Source organism: Tabrizicola thermarum (assembly GCF_003574395.1).
GTDB classification, from domain to species: Bacteria; Pseudomonadota; Alphaproteobacteria; order Rhodobacterales; family Rhodobacteraceae; genus Tabrizicola; species Tabrizicola thermarum.
The window spans coordinates 70,734-87,981 of the sequence record NZ_QMJY01000010.1 but is presented as its reverse complement, the minus strand read 5'-3'; the positions used below and the strand labels follow the sequence as shown (position 1 = coordinate 87,981).

Sequence of the window (17,248 nt, the reverse complement as noted above, 5' to 3'; positions counted from 1 at the left end):
TGGAGGCGGGTACCGGAATCGAACCGGTCTACACGGATTTGCAATCCGCTGCGTAACCTCTCCGCCAACCCGCCGCGAAGGTGGGGACGGGATAGCCGAAGCGTCCGGGCTCTGCAAGGGCAATGGCGGGGCAATCCGGGCCGGGGCGGGCTTGACTTGCGCCGGGTCGGCGCGGATTGTCCGGCGCAAGCGTGCTGGGAAGGGCTTACGTGCAGAAGATCCTCATCACCGGAACCGCCGGATTCATCGGCTTTCACCTTGCGCGGGCCTTGCTGGCGGCGGGCCACAGCGTGCATGGCTACGACGGCATGACGCCCTATTACGACGTCCGGCTGAAGGAACAGCGCCACGCGATCCTGAAGGCCATGCCCGGTTTTGCCGCGACCGAGGCGATGCTGGAGGACATGCCGACGCTGACCCGCGTGGCCGAGGCTTTCGCCCCGGATGCGATCATCCACCTCGCCGCCCAGGCCGGGGTCCGCTACAGCCTGACGCATCCGCGATCCTATATCGAGACGAATTTCACCGGAAGTTTCAACGTGTTGGAGATCGCAAAGGCCCTGAGGGTCAAGCACCTGATGATCGCTTCCACCTCCTCGGTCTATGGTGCCAACCCCGAAATGCCGTTCCACGAGACCGACCGCACCGACCACCCGCTGACGGTCTATGCCGCGACCAAGAAGGCGGTCGAGAGCCTTGCCCATTCCTACGCCCATCTCTGGGGCCTGCCGGTCACGCTGTTCCGGTTCTTCACCGTCTACGGGTCGTGGGGCCGCCCCGATCTGGCCTATTTCAAGTTCACCAGGGCGATCCTGGAGGGTGAACCGATCGACGTCTACAACCGGGGTGAGCTCTGGCGCGACTTCACCGCTGTCGATGACCTGGTCGAGGGGCTGACCCGCCTCATCCCCCTTGCCCCGCCCGCACCGGGCGCCCGCCCTGCGCCGGTCGAGGGCGACAGCCTGAGCCCCGTCGCCCCCTGGCGCGTGGTGAACATCGGCAATTCCGACAAGATTCACCTGATGGACTTCATCCGCACGCTGGAAGCCCTTCTCGGCCGGAAGGCGATCCTGAACCTTCTGCCCATGCAACCCGGCGACGTCCCCGCCACCTGGGCCGACTGCGCGCTGCTCGAACGCCTCACCGGCTTTCGGCCCCGGACCGACCTTGCCACCGGGTTGCAACCCTTTGTCGACTGGTACCGCGAGTACACCCGGACCTGACTGGCCCTATCGGCAGCCATTGTCTGGTCCTAAACCTTGACCGCGGCAGGCCTCATACTGCCGCGCGAAACCGAAAGGACCGCTCTCATGGAAGACTATGCAGGCCTGAACGACATCGGCGCCGTGGTCGAGGCCGACCGCGCGCATGTCTGGCACCATCTGTCGCAGCACAAACAGTACGAAACCGTCGATCCCCGCGTCATCGTGGAAGGCAAGGGGATGCGCGTCTGGGATGCCAAGGGCAAGGAACATATCGACGCGGTCTCCGGCGGGGTCTGGACCGTCAACGTGGGCTATGGGCGTGAGCGGATCGCCAATGCCGTCCGCGACCAGCTTTTGAAGCTGAACTATTTCGCCGGGTCGGCAGGCTCGATCCCCGGCGCCATGTTCTCCAAGGCCTTGACCGAGAAGATGCCGGGCCTGACCCGCGTCTATTACAACAACTCCGGCTCCGAGGCGAACGAGAAGGTCTACAAGATGGTGCGCCAGATCGCGCACCGGCACCATGGCGGCAGGAAGTGGAAGATCCTTTACCGCGACCGCGACTACCACGGCACCACCATCGCGGCCCTTGCCACTTCGGGCCAGGACCAGCGCGCCATGCAATACGGGCCGTTCCCCGACGGCTTTGTCCGCGTGCCGCACTGCCTGGAATACCGCAAGCAGTGGGACGTGGAGAACTACGGCCAGCGCGCCGCTGACGCCATCGAGGAAGTCATCCTGCGCGAAGGCCCCGACACGGTCGGCTGCCTGATCCTGGAGCCGGTGACCGCCGGCGGCGGCGTCATCGTCCCGCCGCAGGGCTATTGGGAGCGGGTGCAGGAAATCTGCAAGAAATACAACATCCTCTTGGCGATTGACGAGGTCGTCTGCGGCGTGGGTCGCACCGGCACATGGTTCGGCTATCAGCACTACGGCATCAAGCCCGACTTCGTGACCATGGCCAAGGGGGTGGCCTCGGGCTACGCCGCGATCTCCTGCACCGTGACCACCGAGGCCGTCTTCGAGATGTTCAAGGACGACGCCTCGGATCCGCTCAGCTATTTCCGCGACATCTCCACCTTCGGCGGCTGCACCGCGGGGCCTGCGGCGGCGCTGGAGAACATGAAGATCATCGAGGAAGAGGGGCTTTTGCAGAACACGCTCGACATGGGCGACTACTGCCTCGACCGCTTGCGCGCGCTGATGGACAAGCACAAGGTCATCGGCGACGTGCGCGGCAAGGGGCTGTTCCTCGGGGCGGAACTGGTGGCGGACCGCGCGACCAAGGAACCCGCGCCCGAAAAGATGGTCCAGGCTGTCGTCGCCGACTGCATGGCGCAGGGGGTGATCATCGGCGCCACGAACCGCAGCCTGCCGGGGTTGAACAACACGCTGTGCCTGAGCCCGGCTCTGATCGCGACGAAGGATGATATCGACGAGATCACCACGGCAATCGATGGGGCACTGACCCGGGTGTTCGGGTAGGGACTGAAGCCCTTTGCGGCTGGAGAGGGTGCCCGGAGACGGGCACCCTTTTGTCTTGCCCGGAACCGGGGGGCGACGCGGGTCATTGCGGCGTTACGGTGCGCTGTAGCGCAGCTTACGCCGATGGGGTCACGCCACCCCGTACCGGGCGCGGGCTTCCCTGAAGCTCATCAGCTTCCCCTCCACCGTGTCCCACAGGTGCAGGTTCACCGACGCCAGGCTCTCGCGCACCGTCAGGCGCTGCGCTTCGGCAAGGGCGCGGTGGTCGCGGATCACCTCGGGCAGGCGGTAGAACGGGATGCGGGAATACAGATGGTGGACGTGATGAATGCCGATGTTGCCGGAAAACCAGCGCAGGGGCTGCGGCAGGATGTAGTGGGACGATCCCTCCAGCGCGGCGTCGTGCAGCTGCCAGTCGTCGCCCTTCGACCAATGCGTCTCTTCGAACTGGTGCTGGACATAGAAAAGCCAGACGCCAAGGGTCGCCGCGATCAGCGAGGTGGGGAGGTAGATCAGCAGCACCGGCCAGAACCCGCCGAACCAAATGATCAGGCCCACGGCGATGGCGATCATCGCATTGGTGCCCATGGCAGAGGTCCAATAGCGCCAGCCAGAGTTCATCAACCCGAAGGGCAGGCGATTTTGCAGCAGGAACAGATAGCTGGGCCCAAGGATGAACAGCACCACGGGGTGACGGTAAAGCCGATACATCAGCCGCCCCCAGCGCCCCCGGGCGCGGTATTCCTCGATGGTCAGGGTCAGCACATCGCCGATCCCCCGGGCATCCAGGTCGCCGTGGTGGGCATGGTGGATCGAATGGGTGCGCCGCCAGACCGCGTAGGGGGTCAGTGTCAGCACCCCCAGCACGCGCCCCAGCCAGTCCTGCGCGGTGCGGTTCTTCAGGAACGCGCCATGGCCGCAATCGTGCTGGATGATGAAGATCCGCACCAGGAACCCGCCGTTCAGCACCGCCAGCGCCAGCGCCGCCCAGGGGCTGACCGACAGCGCCATCCAGGCAAGGGCCCAGAGCGCCAGAAACGGCACCAGAGTCGCGGCAAGCTCCCACAGGCTGCGGGCGGTTGCCGGTTCGCGGTAGCGAGCGAGAAGGATCAGCCAATCGCGGGCTGGACGAGGGGTATCGGGCATCTGGGCCTGTGGCAGTCCCTCCGGCTTTGCCGCGGAGGGGGTCGGCTTGGCCTTCGGCAGAAAGCGCGCGGACGCGGATACATCAGGCGCTACCGGGGTAGGCGACCCGGGGAGAAATATCAACCGTCTTGATGCGGTGGCCGGTCACGTCCCGAAGAGCGCGCCTCATGCCGATGCTTGACTTTGGCCGGGACCGGGCCGCTTGATCCGGGGCAACAGACGCCCGTGACCCCATGCCCGCCATCCCCGTCGAAGCCTTCTACCTGACCCCCGGAGCGACCGGTTCCCTGCAACAGCAGATCAGGACCATGGTCACGCAAGGCATCCTGTCCGGCCGCTTCCGCCCCGGCAGCCGGATGCCCTCGTCGCGGGGGCTGGCCGCGCATCTGGGCGTCAGCCGGATCACCGTGACGCTGGCCTATGCCGACCTTGTGTCCTCGGACTACCTCACTTCGGCGGGCCGGTCGGGCTATTTCGTCTCGGACACCGCCCCGCTGGCGCCGGAGTTTCCCCAGGCCGAACCCCGCGCAGAGGCCGTTGATTTCAAGGGCCTGACCGGCGGTCGCTTCACGCTGACCCCGCGCGTCGAACGGCCCGAGGACTGGGACCGCTACCCCTTTCCCTTCATCTACGGCCAGGCCGACCCGACGCTCTTCGACCACCAGAACTGGCGGCAGTGCGCGCTGCGGGCGCTCGGCAAGCGCGACTTCGCGGCGCTGACCACCGACTATTACGACCGCGACGATCCCCTGCTGATCCAGGAGCTTCTGCGCACCATCCTGCCCCGCCGAGGCATCGCCGCCCGCGAGGATGAGGTCCTTCTGACCCTCGGCGCGCAGAACGCGCTGTGGATCGCCGCAACCACGCTCCTCGGCCCCGGCCGCCGCGCCGTGGTGGAAAACCCCGGCTACCCCGCCTGGCGCGCCATCGTCGCGGCCACGGGGGCTACAGCGGTCCCGGTGGATGTCGATGCCCAGGGCCTGCCCGTGCAAACCATTGATGCAGATGTGATTTTCACCACGCCATCGCACCAGTGCCCGACCAATGCCACCATGCCCGTCGACCGCCGCGTGGCGCTTCTGGAGGCCGCAGAGGCGCAGGGTGCCATCATCATCGAGGACGACTACGAATTCGAGATGTCCTTCCTGAAGCCCGTCGCCCCGGCGCTGAAGTCGCTCGACCGGAACGGGCGCGTGATCTACGCAGGGTCCTTCTCGAAATCCGTCTTTCCCGGCCTGCGCCTGGGCTACCTCGTCGGCCCCCCCGGCTTCATCGCCGAGGCGCGGGCGCTGCGGGGCCTGATCCTGAAGCACCCCCCCGGCCATATCCAGCGGACCATGGCCTATTTTCTGGGCCTCGGGCATTATGACGCCCTCGTCAACCGCATGAAGAACGCCTACCGCCGCCGCCGCCAGATCATGGCCGAGGCCATTGCCGCAGAGGGCCTGACCGTGGCAGGGCAGGGCGGCTTCGGCGGCTCCAGCTTCTGGATGCGCGCACCCGAGGGCGTGGACAGCGAGGACCTGGCGCTCCGGCTGCGGGCCGAGGGCGTTCTGATCGAGCCGGGGCGGGCGTTCTTTGCCGGGGACGGGCCGCGGAACTTCTACCGGCTGGCCTATTCCTCCATCGCTCCGCAGAAGATTGCCGAAGGGGTGGCGCGGATTGCCCGGACACTCGCCCGTCGATGACGGCGTCCCTCTGCGCTGCGGTTCGGCGACAGGGAGACGACGGCGAACGCGGCGCGGTCGCTGGCCCTACCGTGGCGCATGAACTGGCCCTAAGCTGGGGACGGGGGCAGGAGTAGCTTGCGTGCAACCGGCCTTGTCGGGCCGCATGACGCATGGAGAGCCGCGATGAAGATGACCACCGAGGAAGCCTTCGTGAAGGTCCTGCAAATGCACGGGATCGAACACGCCTTCGGCATCATCGGATCGGCCTTCATGCCGATTTCCGATCTTTTCCCCAAGGCCGGGATCACCTTCTGGGACTGCGCGCATGAAGGCTCGGGCGGGATGATGGCCGACGGGTTCACCCGGGCCTCGGGCAGGATGTGCATGATGATCGCGCAGAACGGGCCGGGCATCACCAACTTCGTGACGGCGGTCAAGACGGCCTACTGGAACCACACGCCCTTGCTGCTGGTCACCCCGCAGGCCGCGAACAAGACCATCGGGATGGGCGGCTTTCAGGAAGTCGAGCAGATGGCGCTGTTCCGCGACATGGTCTGCTATCAGGAAGAGGTCCGCGATCCCAGTCGCATGGCCGAGGTGCTGAACCGCGTGATCCTGCAGGCCAGGCGTCAATCGGCCCCCGCGCAGATCAACGTGCCGCGGGACTTCTGGACACAGGTCATCGACATCGCCCTGCCCGCGGTGGTGGAGTTCGAGCGCCCCTCGGGCGGTGAGGAGGCCATTGCGCAGGCGGCGCAGCTTCTGTCCGGCGCGAAGTTCCCGGTGATCCTGAATGGCGCGGGCGTGGTCATCGGGGGGGCGATCCCGGCCTCGATGGCGCTGGCCGAACGCCTGACCGCCCCGGTCTGCGTCGGCTACCAGCACAACGACGCCTTCCCCGGAAGCCATCCGCTGTTCGCGGGGCCGCTGGGCTATAACGGGTCGAAGGCGGCGATGGAGCTGATCGCCGAGGCCGATGTGGTGCTGGCCCTGGGGACGCGGCTCAACCCCTTCTCGACCCTGCCGGGCTATGGGATCGACTACTGGCCGAAGGGCGCGAAGGTGATCCAGGTGGACATCAACCCGAACCGGATCGGCCTGACCAAACCCGTGACGGTGGGGATCGTAGGTGACGCGAAGAAGGTGGCCGAGGGGATCCTCGCGCGCCTCTCCAAGACCGCGGGCGATGCGGGGCGAGAGGAGCGCAAGGCCCTGATCGCGCAGAAGAAATCGGCCTGGGCGCAGGAACTGGCCTCGATGGACCACGAACAGGACGATCCCGGCACGACCTGGAACGAACGCGCACGAGCCGCCAAACCCCACTGGATGAGCCCCCGCATGGCCTGGCGCGCGATCCAGGCGGCGCTCCCGCGCGAGGCGATCATCTCCAGTGACATCGGCAACAACTGCGCCATCGGCAACGCCTATCCGTCCTTCGAGGCAGGGCGGAAATACCTCGCCCCCGGCCTTTTCGGCCCCTGCGGATATGGGCTGCCGTCGATCGTCGGCGCCAAGATCGCCTGCCCGGACACGCCCGTCGTGGGCTTTGCCGGCGACGGCGCCTTCGGCATCGCGGTGACGGAACTGACCGCCATCGGCCGCCCGGAATGGCCCGCGATCACCATGGTCGTCTTCCGCAACTACCAGTGGGGGGCGGAAAAGCGGAACTCGACGCTGTGGTATGACGACAACTTCGTCGGGACCGAGCTGGATACGGACGTCAGCTACGCCGGGATCGCCAGAGCCTGCGGTCTTCAGGGCGTGCAGGCGCGGACGATGGAGGAGCTGACGGCGGCGCTGCGGAAAGCCATCGAAGACCAGATGAGCCACGGCAAGACGACCCTGATCGAGGCGCTTATCAACCAGGAACTGGGCGAGCCCTTCCGCCGCGACGCGATGAAGAAGCCGGTCGAGGTCGCCGGCATCCGGCGCGAAGACATGCGGCCGCAGGTCGTCTGATGCCCTATGACCTTGGCCCCGGCGCGCTGGTCTGGCTCGCCGTGGCCTGTCTGGTGGCCGGGTTCGTGCGGGGCTATTCGGGGTTCGGCTTCTCGGCCCTGCTGATTGCGGCCGCCAGTCTGGTGACCAATCCACTGAATTTCGTCGCGGTTGTGGTCATTCTGGAAACGGTGATGTCGCTCCAGCACGCCAGGGGGGCCGGGCCGGATGTGGACTGGCGGCGCGTGGGCTGGCTTCTGGGCGGGGCGGCGATCGGCTTGCCGCTGGGTCTCTGGGTGCTGACCGGGGTCTCCGAGGACACGGCGCGGGCGGTCGTGTCGGGCTATGTTCTCCTGATGTGCGTCGTGCTGCTGGCGGGATGGCGGTTTGCGGCCGAGGTCAAGGGGGCGGGCAACGGGGTGGCGGGGGTGATCTCGGGCCTGGCCAACGCGCCCGGCATGGGGGGGCTGCCGGTCGCGGCCTTCTTCGCCGCGCAGCCGATGCCCGCATCGGTGTTCCGGGCCACGCTGATCGCCTATTTCCCGCTGCTCGACCTCTACTCGGCGCCGCTCTACTGGCTGGCGGGGCTGGTGACCTGGGACACGCTCTGGGCCAGCCTCATCGCGCTGCCGGTGACGCTGTTCGGCAACTGGCTTGGCGGGCGGCATTTCTTCGGCTCCGATCCGCAGGAGTTCCGCCGCTTTGCCATCGTGCTTCTGGCGGGGCTGGCCACCTTGGGGTTGGGAAAGGCGCTGCTCTGATGTGGCTGATTGTGAACGCCGGTTCGTCTTCGCTGAAGCTGAAGCTCTTTGAAGGCGAACAAGAGGTCGGAAATGTCAGCCTGACCGAGATCGGCCCGGATGGTCACGCGGCGGCGCTGGCCGAAGGGCTGGCGCGGGCGGGCATCTTTCCGCATCGGCTGACGGCGGCGGCGCATCGGGTGGTGCATGGCGGGGCGGGGCTGACCCGGACCTGCCGGGTGACGCCCGAGATCCTGCGCGAAATCGCGGCCTGCATCCCGCTCGCCCCCCTGCATAACCCGGCGAATCTGGCGGGGATTCAGGCGCTTGCCGCCCTTGCGCCCGACCTGCCGCAATATGCGGCCTTCGACACCGCCTTTCACGCCACGAACCCCGAGGTGGCCACGACCTATGCCCTGCCGAAGGCGGAGCGTGACCGGGGCCTGCGCCGCTATGGCTTTCACGGGATCAGCTATGCCGCGCTGGTGCGCATCCTGCGGGGCAGGGGGGAACTACCCGAACGCCTGCTCGCCTGTCATCTAGGCAATGGCTGTTCCATGGCGGCGATTGTGAACGGTCGTTCGGTTGCGACGACGATGGGCTATTCGCCGCTGGACGGGCTGACGATGGGCACGCGCTCCGGGTCGATCGACGGCAACGCGGTGCTGCGGCTTGCCGAACTGCACGGGGTGGATCGCGCGGGCCGCATCCTCAACCGCGAAAGCGGGCTGCTTGGCCTTGGTGGCCACAGCGACCTGCGCGCGCTGCTTGCGGCAGGCACGTCCGAGGCGCGGTTTGCGCTGGACCATTTCGCCTATTGGGCGGTGCGTCACGCCGGGTCGATGGTCGCCGCGATGGGGGGGCTCGATGCCGTGGTCTTCACCGGGGGCATCGGCGAAAACGATCCCTGGATGCGGAAGGAAATCCTGTCCGGCCTCGGGTTTCTGGGAGTATCTCCCGACCTTGCCGCCAATGCGCGGAACGAAACCGCCCTGCATGATGCGACATCCCGTGTCGTTATCCTTGTTGTGCCTGCCGACGAGGAACGTCAGATTGCGCTGGAGGCGCAGGCCGTCAGGGCCGGGGAGGGCGCGTGAACCAGCCGAGGGTGGAAACGCAACGCGAGGTCGGCGACGAGATCCGCCAGACCACCTGCTACATGTGCGCCTGCCGCTGCGGGATCAACGTGCATCTGAAATCCGGGAGCGTCACCTATATCGAGGGCAACCGGGACCATCCGGTCAACAGGGGCGTCCTCTGTGCCAAGGGCGCCTCCGGGATCATGCAGGTCACCGCCCCCAGCCGGTTGCGCGCGCCCCTGCGACGCGTAGGCCCCCGGGGATCGGGGGCCTTCGAGGAGATCACCTGGGAAGAGGCGCTGCAAACCGCCGTTTCCTGGATGAAGCCCCTGCGCGAGACGGCCCCCGAGAAGCTCGCCTTCTTCACCGGCCGCGACCAGAGCCAGAGCCTCACCGGCTGGTGGGCGCAAGCCTTCGGCACGCCGAACTATGCGGCGCACGGCGGATTTTGCAGCGTCAACATGGCGGCGGGCGGCATCTACACCATCGGCGGCGCCTTCTGGGAATTCGGCCAGCCGGACTGGGAGCGGACGAAGCTGTTCGTCCTGTTCGGCGTGGCCGAGGACCATGACAGCAATCCGATCAAGATCGGCATCGGCAAACTGAAGGCGCGCGGCGCGCGGGTCATCAGCGTTAACCCGATCCGCACCGGCTATTCGGCGGTGGCCGACGACTGGATCGGGATCACGCCCGGCACCGATGGCCTGTTGATCCTCAGCCTGATCCATTGCCTGCTGGAGGCGGGGAAGATCGACCTCGACTACCTCGCCCAATGGACCAACGCGCCGCTCTTGGTGACCGGGGCGGAGGGGCCGGAGAAGGGCCTTTTCGTGCGCAACGCCGAAAGCCAGCCCTTCGTCATCGACCGCCGCACCGGCCATCCGGCCCCCTGGGACGGCAAGGATGTGCAGCCCGATCTCGGCGCGGAATGGCGGGGCAACCGCACGGTCTTCCGCCACATGGTCGAGGAATACCTCAAGCCCGACTATGCGCCCGAGGCCGTGGCCGCCCGTTGCGGGGTGACGGCGACGCGCATCCGGCAACTGGCGGCAGAACTGGCCGACGTGGCCTTCAACCAGTCGATCACGCTGGACCGGCCCTGGACCGACTTCCGCGGCAATGAACATGCCGACATGCCCGGCCGCCCGGTCAGCTTTCACGCCATGCGGGGCATCTCGGCCCATTCCAACGGCTTCCAGACCGCCCGTGCGCTGCATCTGTTGCAGATCCTGCTGGGGGCGGTGGAAACCCCCGGCGGCTATCGGCTGAAACCGCCTTACCCGAAACCGGTCGAGGCGCACCCGACCCCGCATTTCGTGACCTCCCCCGGCAAGCCGCTGACCGGCCCGCATCTGGGCTATGTCCGCTCGCCCGACGACCTGTGCCTGCTGCCCGACGGCCAGCCGGCGCGGATCGACAAGGGGTTCTCCTGGGAAAATCCGTTCTCGGCCCACGGCCTCATGCACATGGTCATCCCCAACGCCCATGCCGGGGACCCCTACCGGATCGACACGCTGTTTCTCTACATGGCGAACATGTCGTGGAACTCCAGCATGAACTCCGCCCGGGTGATGGAGATGCTGACGGAACAGCGCGACGGCGAGTACGTCATCCCCCGGATCATCTACTCCGACGCCTATGCGAGCGAAATGGTGGCCTATGCCGACCTGATCCTGCCCGACACGACCTATCTGGAACGGCACGACTGCATCAGCCTTCTCGACCGCCCGATCAGCGAACCCGACGCCGCGGGCGATGCGATCCGCTGGCCGGTGGTGGAACCGGACCGGGATGTCCGCTGTTTCCAGTCGGTCCTGCTGGAACTGGGCGCAAGGCTCGGCCTGCCGGGGATGGTGAACGAGGACGGGACGGCGAAATACAGGGACTACGCCGACTATATCGTGAACCACCAGCGCCGGCCCGGTGTCGGGCCGCTGATGGGATTCCGGGGCAATGGCGAGGCGGAAGGGCGGGGCGCGCCGAACCCCGATCAGCTGAACCGCTACATCGAGAACGGCGCTTTCTATCAGGCGCATGTCCCCGAAGAAGCCGCCTTCTACAAACCCTGGAACGTGGCCTATCAGGACTGGGCAGTGCGCCTTGGCCTTTACGAGACGCCGCAGCCCTACCTTTTCAACATCTGGTCCGAGCCGATGCGCCGCTTCCAGCTGGCCGCCGAGGGCTTCGGTCCCCGCCAGCCCCCCGACCACCTGCGCGACCGCCTGAGACAGGCGATGCACCCCCTGCCGATCTGGTATCCGCCCTATGGCGACGAGGATGCGGCCTTCGGCTATCCGGTCCATGCCCTGACGCAACGCCCGATGGACATGTATCACTCCTGGGGCAGCCAGAACGCCTGGCTGCGGCAGATCAGGGGGCGCAACTTTCTGTATCTGCCGACGAAGATCTGGCAGGCGCAGGGGTTCCGGGACGGCGACTGGGCGCGCGTGTCCTCGCGTGCCGGGACCATCGTGGTGCCGGTGGCCCACATGGCCGCGCTGAACGAGAACTCCGTCTGGACCTGGAACGCCATCGGCAAGCGCAAGGGCGCCTGGGCGCTGGACGAGAACGCGCCCGAGGCGACGACGGGCTTCCTTCTGAACCACCTGATCCCGGAACTGCTGCCGGACCGCGAGGGCAGGCGCCTGTCGAACTCCGATCCGGTGACGGGCCAGGCCGCCTGGTTCGACCAGCGGGTGCGGATCGACCGGGTCCCGGCCAAGGATCACCCGCGCGGAACGGTAGAGCCGATGCTTCCGCGCCTCCCCGACCCTCCGCGCACCGGTGGTGGCCGGGCGCAAAATTCTTCGAAGAATTTTGCCAAAAGTTTTCGAAAACTTTTGGCGCCCGGCGGGGAGGCCGCGCGATGACCGCCCTGCCGCAAACGACCGCAAGGAAACTCGGTCTGGTCATCGACCTTGACACCTGCGTCGGTTGCCAGGCCTGCGTCACCGCCTGCAAGGGCTGGAACGACGCGGGTATCGGCCTCAGCGACCAGGACCCCTACGGTGCCGATCCCTCGGGGACGTTCCTCAACCGTGTCCATTCCTATCAGGTCGCCATCCCTGACGCCCCCGCGCAGGTCGTGACCTTCCCACGCTCCTGTCTGCACTGCGACAACGCCCCCTGCGTTACCGTCTGTCCGACCGGGGCCAGCTACAAGCGGGCCGAAGACGGGATCGTGCTGGTGAACGAAGACGCCTGCATCGGCTGCGGCCTCTGCGCCTGGGCCTGCCCCTATGGCGCGCGCGAGATGGATGCGGATCAGGGCGTGATGAAGAAATGCACGCTCTGCGTCGACCGGATCTACAACGAGACCCTGCCCGAGGAAGACCGCGAGCCCGCCTGCGTCCGCACCTGCCCGACGAACGCCCGCCATTTCGGCGATCTCGCCGACCCGGACAGCGCGGTGTCGCGGCTGGTGGCCGAGCGCCAGGGCTATGACCTGATGCCCGACATGGGCACGAAACCCACCAACAAATACCTGCCGCCGCGCAAGAAGGGGCCGGGCGATGCCAGCCCGCTGGCCCCGCTTCTTGACATCAAGGCCACCGGGATCGCCGGGTGGCTGGACCGGATGCTGGGGAAGCTCTGAGATGCATCCCGCGCCGTCCGTGATCCTGTTCTCCACCCTCTCGGGGCTGGGCTTCGGTTTCCTCGCCTTCCTCGGCTGGGGGGCGCTGATGCCCTCGGGCTGGGCCGCCTTCTTCCTCTGGGCCCTTGGCTACGGGTTGGCCGTCGCGGGGCTTCTGGCTGCGACCTTCCACCTCGGCAACCCGCGTAACGCCCTGAAAGCCTTCACCCAATGGCGCACGAGCTGGCTGAGCCGCGAAGCCTGGGCTTCGGTCGCCACGCTTCTGATCCTTGCGCCCGTGGCGCTGTCGGACATCTTCGCCCTCGGTCTGCCGCGCCTGATCGGCCAGATCGGCGGTGCGCTTGCCATCCTGACCGTCTTCACCACCGCGATGATCTACACGCAGATCCGGGCCGTCCCGCGCTGGCACCACTGGCTGACGCCGGTGATGTTCCTGACCTTCGCGCTGGCTGGCGGGGCGATGCTCTCGGGCCGCGCCTGGGCGCCGCTTCTGCTCTTGGCCTTGGGGGCGGTCCTTCTGGCGCTCTGGCGGGTGGGCGACGCGGCCTTCGCGCGCGCCGGGCAGACCCTGGGGACCGCCACGGGCCTTGACCGGCTGGGTGTGCCGTCTGTCCTCGACCCCGCCCATACGGCAGGAAACTACCTGAAGCGCGAGATGATCTTCGTCGTCGGCCGCAAACATGCCGCCAGGCTGCGCAGGATCGCCCTCGCGCTCGCCTCGATCCTGCCCGCGCTGATCCTTCTTCTGCCGCTGGGCGTCTGGGGCATCGCGCTGGCGGCCCTGCTGCACCTGGCCGGAGCCCTTGCCGCGCGCTGGCTGTTCTTTGCCGAGGCCGAGCATGTCGTGGGGCTTTACTACGGCGCGCGGGGATGATCCCTTGCGCGCATGAGCGCCTTCAAGACCTATGACATCCGCGGCCGTCTTGGAACGGACCTGACCGAAGCCATCGCCCACCGGATCGCCCGGGCCTTTGCCCTGGTGACCGGGGCGGATGCCGTGGTTCTGGCGCGGGACTGCCGGGAAAGCTCGCCGGCGCTGGCCGATGCCGTGGCGGCGGGGCTGATGGCGCAGGGGGTGCGGGTGCTTGACCTGGGGCTTGCGGGAACCGAGGAGATGTATTTCGCCACCGCCCATCTTGGCGCAGGCGGCGGGATCTGTGTCACCGCCTCGCACAATCCGCGCGAATACAACGGGATGAAGCTGGTCGGGCGCGGTGCGGTGCCGCTGCCGGACGCCGATTTCGCCCGGATCCGCAGTCTGACCGAGGGGGGGGAGGCCCTGCCCGCCGCCCCGGGCGGGGCGCGCGAGGATCGGTCTTCGACCCGTGCGGCCTATGTCGCCCATGTCGCGGCGCTGGTCGGGCAGGGGATCGGTCCCTTGCGGCTGGTGGTGAACGCGGGGAACGGCGCGGCGGGGCCGACGCTGGATGCGCTGGCCGAGGGGCTCGCGGCGCGCGGCGCGCGGCTTGACCTGGTGCGGATGCACCATGCGCCCGACGGGACCTTCCCGAACGGCATCCCGAATCCACTGCTGCCCGAAAACCGGCCCGTGACTGGAGACGCGGTGCGCAAGGCCGGGGCCGACATGGGCGTGGCCTTCGACGGCGATTTCGACCGCTGCTTCCTGTTCGACGGGGCCGGGGGCTTTGTCGATGGCGAGCATGTCGTGGCGCTGCTTGCCGCGGCCCATCTGGCGTCGGAGCCGGGCGCCACGATCATCCACGATCCGCGCGTGATCTGGGCGGTGCAGGATGCGGTGCGGCGGGGCGGCGGGCGGTCGGTGCTGGCGCCCACGGGACACATCTTCCTCAAGGCCGCGATGCGCCGCGAGGGCGCGGTCTATGGCGGCGAGATGAGCGCGCACCACTATTTCCGTGGCTTCATGGCCTGCGATTCGGGGATGATCCCCTGGCTGCTTGCGGCGCGTCTCGTGACGCAGTCGGGACGCAGCCTGACCGAGCTTGTCGGTGCGATGCGGCGCGACTTTCCCTCCTCGGGCGAGATCAACTTCCGCGTCGCGGAGGTGCCGGCAGTCGTTGCCCGTGTCCGGACGGCGCTTGAACCCGAGGCAAGGTCCAGTGACCGCACCGACGGTCTCAGCCTGGATTTCGGGGACTGGCGGATGAACCTGCGCGCCTCGAACACCGAGCCGCTGCTGCGGCTGAACGTCGAGGCACGCGGCGACGCGGGCCTGGTGGCCGAAGGCGTGGCGCGGGTGCGGGCGATCATCGAGGCCTGACGCCCCCGCGCCCATCGTGTCAGGCGGTCACGGAGGTGTTGGCGGTCTTGCGCAGGATCGGCCAGCCACGGCGGAACACCGGGATCTTCGGCATGTCTTCGGCAAGGCGCTGCAACGACGCCTCGCGCCGTTTCAGACGCTCGATCTCGGCGCGGATTTCGACAAGTTCGTCAGCGAGGGTCAGTCGGGAAGCAGCCATTTGGTCCTCCTTTGTTCTTCACGGCCAGCATCGACTCGAAATCTGAAGACTTTGCTAAGTGCCCGACCGCCAGGTGCCGGTGCGAGAGCAGTCTGTTTCCATCCCGATGGCTTGTGTCGGCGCGGCGACAGGGTCAGTCTGGGCAAAAATACCGGACTGCTTGCATGTGGAATTTCAGTCTTCTCACGGCCCTGGTTGTCTGGGGCAGACTTGCGCCGCTGCTGGTGGTCCGACTGGCTGTCTTCCTGTCCGCCGCGCTGGTTCTGGCGCTGACCATGGCGCTTGGCGTCTGGCTGGGTGTAAGCCTGCGACCTGTCGGGGGGGATCGGGATGCGCTTCTTGGCGGCCTGGCGGGCCTTGCCGTGGCGGCGCTGGTGCTGGCGATTCCCGGCCACCGTTTCCGCCAGATCCAGCAGATCCTGATGATTGCCCTGGTCGCCGACAGTCTGGACGGGGTCCGGGTGCCGCTGGGCCGGGGCCAGATCGCGCATGCCCGCGCCGCGGTTGCCGCCCGCTTCGGCACGCCCGCTCAGGCGGCGACGCTCTATCGCCATGTGCGCAGCGTTGCGCGCAAGGTGCCGGACGTGGCCGAGGGGGTCGGGCCGATCCTGTCGCGTCCCATCCTCGGGCGGCTGGCGACCGGCGGGCTGGTCAATCAGGCCGTGCTGGTCCACGCCTACCGTGCCCGGCCCGAAAACGCCTGGGAGGCCGCGCATGACGGCCTGGTGCTCGCCACCCAGAACGCACGCGAGCTGCTGGGCGCGGCCTTCCGGATCAACGCGGTTGGCTGGGCGCTGACGCTTGCGGTCTTTCTGGTCCTTCTGCCGCCCTTTGTCGGGCTTCTGGTGCTCTGGCCCGCCGCCGGGGCCCAATCCGGCATCGTCGCGGCTGCGCTGGCTGCCATGGCGATCCGCTTGGCGCTGATCCAGCCCTTTGCGCTTGCCTGCCTGGTGCAGGCCTTCCTGCGCATCACCGCCGGGCAGCAGCCGCTGGGCGAATGGCGCGGCCGTTTGACGCAGATTTCCGCGCCGTTCCGCGATCTGGGCGATCAGGCCGTCGGCTGGGCGCCAGAAACCGCGCAAGTCGCCTGAGCCCTGACCCCGAGGCCCGTTCCAAGCCCATGAAAATGCACCGAAGGCCCGTTGCGGCATGTCGGTAACTGTGGCAAGACTGGTCAAAACCGCAATCCAGACCGATGAGTTCAGAATGAGCGATTTCGCCAGCCGCCGCGTGATGATGGTGGATACTCAGGTCCGCCCCTCCGACGTGACCAAGTTCCCGATCATCGACGCCATGCTGAACGTCCCGCGCGAAACCTTCGTCCCCGAGGACAGGCGCGAGGCGGCCTATGTCGGGGAAAACCTGCCCCTCGGCCCCGGTCGCGTGGTGCTTGAGGCGCGGACCCTGGCCAAGCTGCTGGATGCGCTGGACATTCAGCCGGACGAGCTGGTGCTCGATATCGGCTGCGGGCTTGGCTATTCGGCGGCGGTGATCGCGCGTCTTGGCGAAACCGTCGTCGCCGTGGAAGAGGACGAAGCCCTGGCCGCCGAGGCGCAGCGCCTTCTGTCGGAAGAGGGGGTCGACAATGCCGTCGTGGTGGTGGGCAAGCTGGCCGAGGGCTCGGCCAAATGCGCGCCCTATGACGTGATTACCATCGAAGGCGGCGTCGAGACTGTGCCCGAGACGATCCTGGCCCAGCTCAGGGACGGTGGCCGGATCGGCGCGGTCTTCATGGAAGGCGCGGTCGGGACGGCGCGGATCGGCCACAAGATCGACGGTCGGGTGTCCTGGCGCCCGGTGTTCAACGCTGCCGCCCCGGTGCTGCCGGGCTTTCAGAAAGCACGGACATTCGTGCTATAAGGCCACCGAAGGCCCTGTCCGGCCCGGCGTCCAGGCCGTCCGGTCCTGCTGTCAACGCCCGCACAAACTCTGCGGGCCATGAAAAGGCGAAG

Annotated in this window: 14 protein-coding genes and 1 tRNA gene; 12 read left to right on the top strand and 3 right to left on the bottom strand. The window is 67.5% G+C overall.

The features are described from left to right. Nucleotides 1-74 (bottom strand) — tRNA-Cys (locus D5084_RS04815). Nucleotides 75-209: 135 nt separating this feature from the next. Between D5084_RS04815 and D5084_RS04810 the strand changes: the two genes are divergently transcribed. After that, nucleotides 210-1,223, top strand: a complete 1,014-nt coding sequence (locus tag D5084_RS04810) for an SDR family NAD(P)-dependent oxidoreductase (RefSeq protein WP_128514377.1) — start codon at nucleotides 210-212, stop codon at nucleotides 1,221-1,223. A gap of 87 nt (nucleotides 1,224-1,310) precedes the next feature. After that, a complete protein-coding gene (gene tpa, locus D5084_RS04805) occupies nucleotides 1,311-2,690 on the top strand; it encodes a hypotaurine--pyruvate aminotransferase Tpa (RefSeq protein WP_128514376.1) in 1,380 nt (459 codons plus the stop codon). 129 nt (nucleotides 2,691-2,819) lie between these two features. On the opposite strand, the gene D5084_RS04800 is transcribed toward tpa, so the two are convergent. After that, nucleotides 2,820-3,836 (bottom strand): fatty acid desaturase, encoded by a 1,017-nt coding sequence (locus D5084_RS04800; protein ID WP_128514375.1) that lies wholly within the window; start codon nucleotides 3,834-3,836, stop codon nucleotides 2,820-2,822. A gap of 233 nt (nucleotides 3,837-4,069) precedes the next feature. Here D5084_RS04800 and pdxR point away from each other — a divergent pair, with 233 nt between their 5' ends. From pdxR to D5084_RS04760, 8 genes are all read left to right on the top strand, one after another. After that, nucleotides 4,070-5,524, top strand: a complete 1,455-nt coding sequence (pdxR, locus tag D5084_RS04795; RefSeq protein WP_128514374.1) for a MocR-like pyridoxine biosynthesis transcription factor PdxR — start codon at nucleotides 4,070-4,072, stop codon at nucleotides 5,522-5,524. A gap of 165 nt (nucleotides 5,525-5,689) precedes the next feature. Continuing rightward, nucleotides 5,690-7,465 (top strand): sulfoacetaldehyde acetyltransferase, encoded by a 1,776-nt coding sequence (xsc, locus tag D5084_RS04790; RefSeq protein ID WP_128514373.1) that lies wholly within the window; start codon nucleotides 5,690-5,692, stop codon nucleotides 7,463-7,465. After that, nucleotides 7,465-8,205 (top strand): sulfite exporter TauE/SafE family protein, encoded by a 741-nt coding sequence (locus D5084_RS04785; RefSeq protein ID WP_128514372.1) that lies wholly within the window; start codon nucleotides 7,465-7,467, stop codon nucleotides 8,203-8,205. The genes xsc and D5084_RS04785 overlap by 1 nt, the downstream gene beginning before the upstream one ends. After that, nucleotides 8,205-9,281: an acetate/propionate family kinase gene (locus D5084_RS04780; protein WP_128514371.1), complete on the top strand. Its 1,077-nt coding sequence runs from the start codon at nucleotides 8,205-8,207 to the stop codon at nucleotides 9,279-9,281. Before D5084_RS04785 ends, D5084_RS04780 begins: the two co-directional genes overlap by 1 nt. Continuing rightward, the gene (locus D5084_RS04775; protein WP_238382529.1) at nucleotides 9,278-12,133 is read left to right on the top strand and encodes a molybdopterin-dependent oxidoreductase; all 2,856 of its coding nucleotides are present in this window, start codon (nucleotides 9,278-9,280) and stop codon (nucleotides 12,131-12,133) included. The genes D5084_RS04780 and D5084_RS04775 overlap by 4 nt, the downstream gene beginning before the upstream one ends. Continuing rightward, nucleotides 12,130-12,858: a 4Fe-4S dicluster domain-containing protein gene (locus D5084_RS04770; RefSeq protein ID WP_128514370.1), complete on the top strand. Its 729-nt coding sequence runs from the start codon at nucleotides 12,130-12,132 to the stop codon at nucleotides 12,856-12,858. The genes D5084_RS04775 and D5084_RS04770 overlap by 4 nt, the downstream gene beginning before the upstream one ends. Before the next feature lies 1 nt (nucleotide 12,859). Further along, entirely contained in the window at nucleotides 12,860-13,732 is an 873-nt protein-coding gene (locus D5084_RS04765) for a dimethyl sulfoxide reductase anchor subunit family protein (RefSeq protein WP_128514369.1), read from the top strand. 12 nt (nucleotides 13,733-13,744) lie between these two features. Beyond that, on the top strand, nucleotides 13,745-15,097 hold the full coding sequence (locus D5084_RS04760) for a phosphohexomutase domain-containing protein (RefSeq protein WP_128514368.1): 1,353 nt from the start codon (nucleotides 13,745-13,747) through the stop codon (nucleotides 15,095-15,097). A gap of 19 nt (nucleotides 15,098-15,116) precedes the next feature. On the opposite strand, the gene D5084_RS04755 is transcribed toward D5084_RS04760, so the two are convergent. Next, the gene (locus D5084_RS04755) at nucleotides 15,117-15,296 is read right to left on the bottom strand and encodes a hypothetical protein (RefSeq protein ID WP_128514367.1); all 180 of its coding nucleotides are present in this window, start codon (nucleotides 15,294-15,296) and stop codon (nucleotides 15,117-15,119) included. 164 nt (nucleotides 15,297-15,460) lie between these two features. On the opposite strand from D5084_RS04755, the gene D5084_RS04750 reads away from it, so the two are divergent. Beyond that, nucleotides 15,461-16,387, top strand: coding sequence for a hypothetical protein (locus D5084_RS04750; RefSeq protein WP_128514366.1), 927 nt, complete (start codon nucleotides 15,461-15,463; stop codon nucleotides 16,385-16,387). A 115-nt stretch (nucleotides 16,388-16,502) separates the two neighbouring features. Further along, nucleotides 16,503-17,156, top strand: a complete 654-nt coding sequence (locus D5084_RS04745) for a protein-L-isoaspartate O-methyltransferase family protein (protein WP_128514365.1) — start codon at nucleotides 16,503-16,505, stop codon at nucleotides 17,154-17,156. Nucleotides 17,157-17,248: the final 92 nt, after the last annotated feature.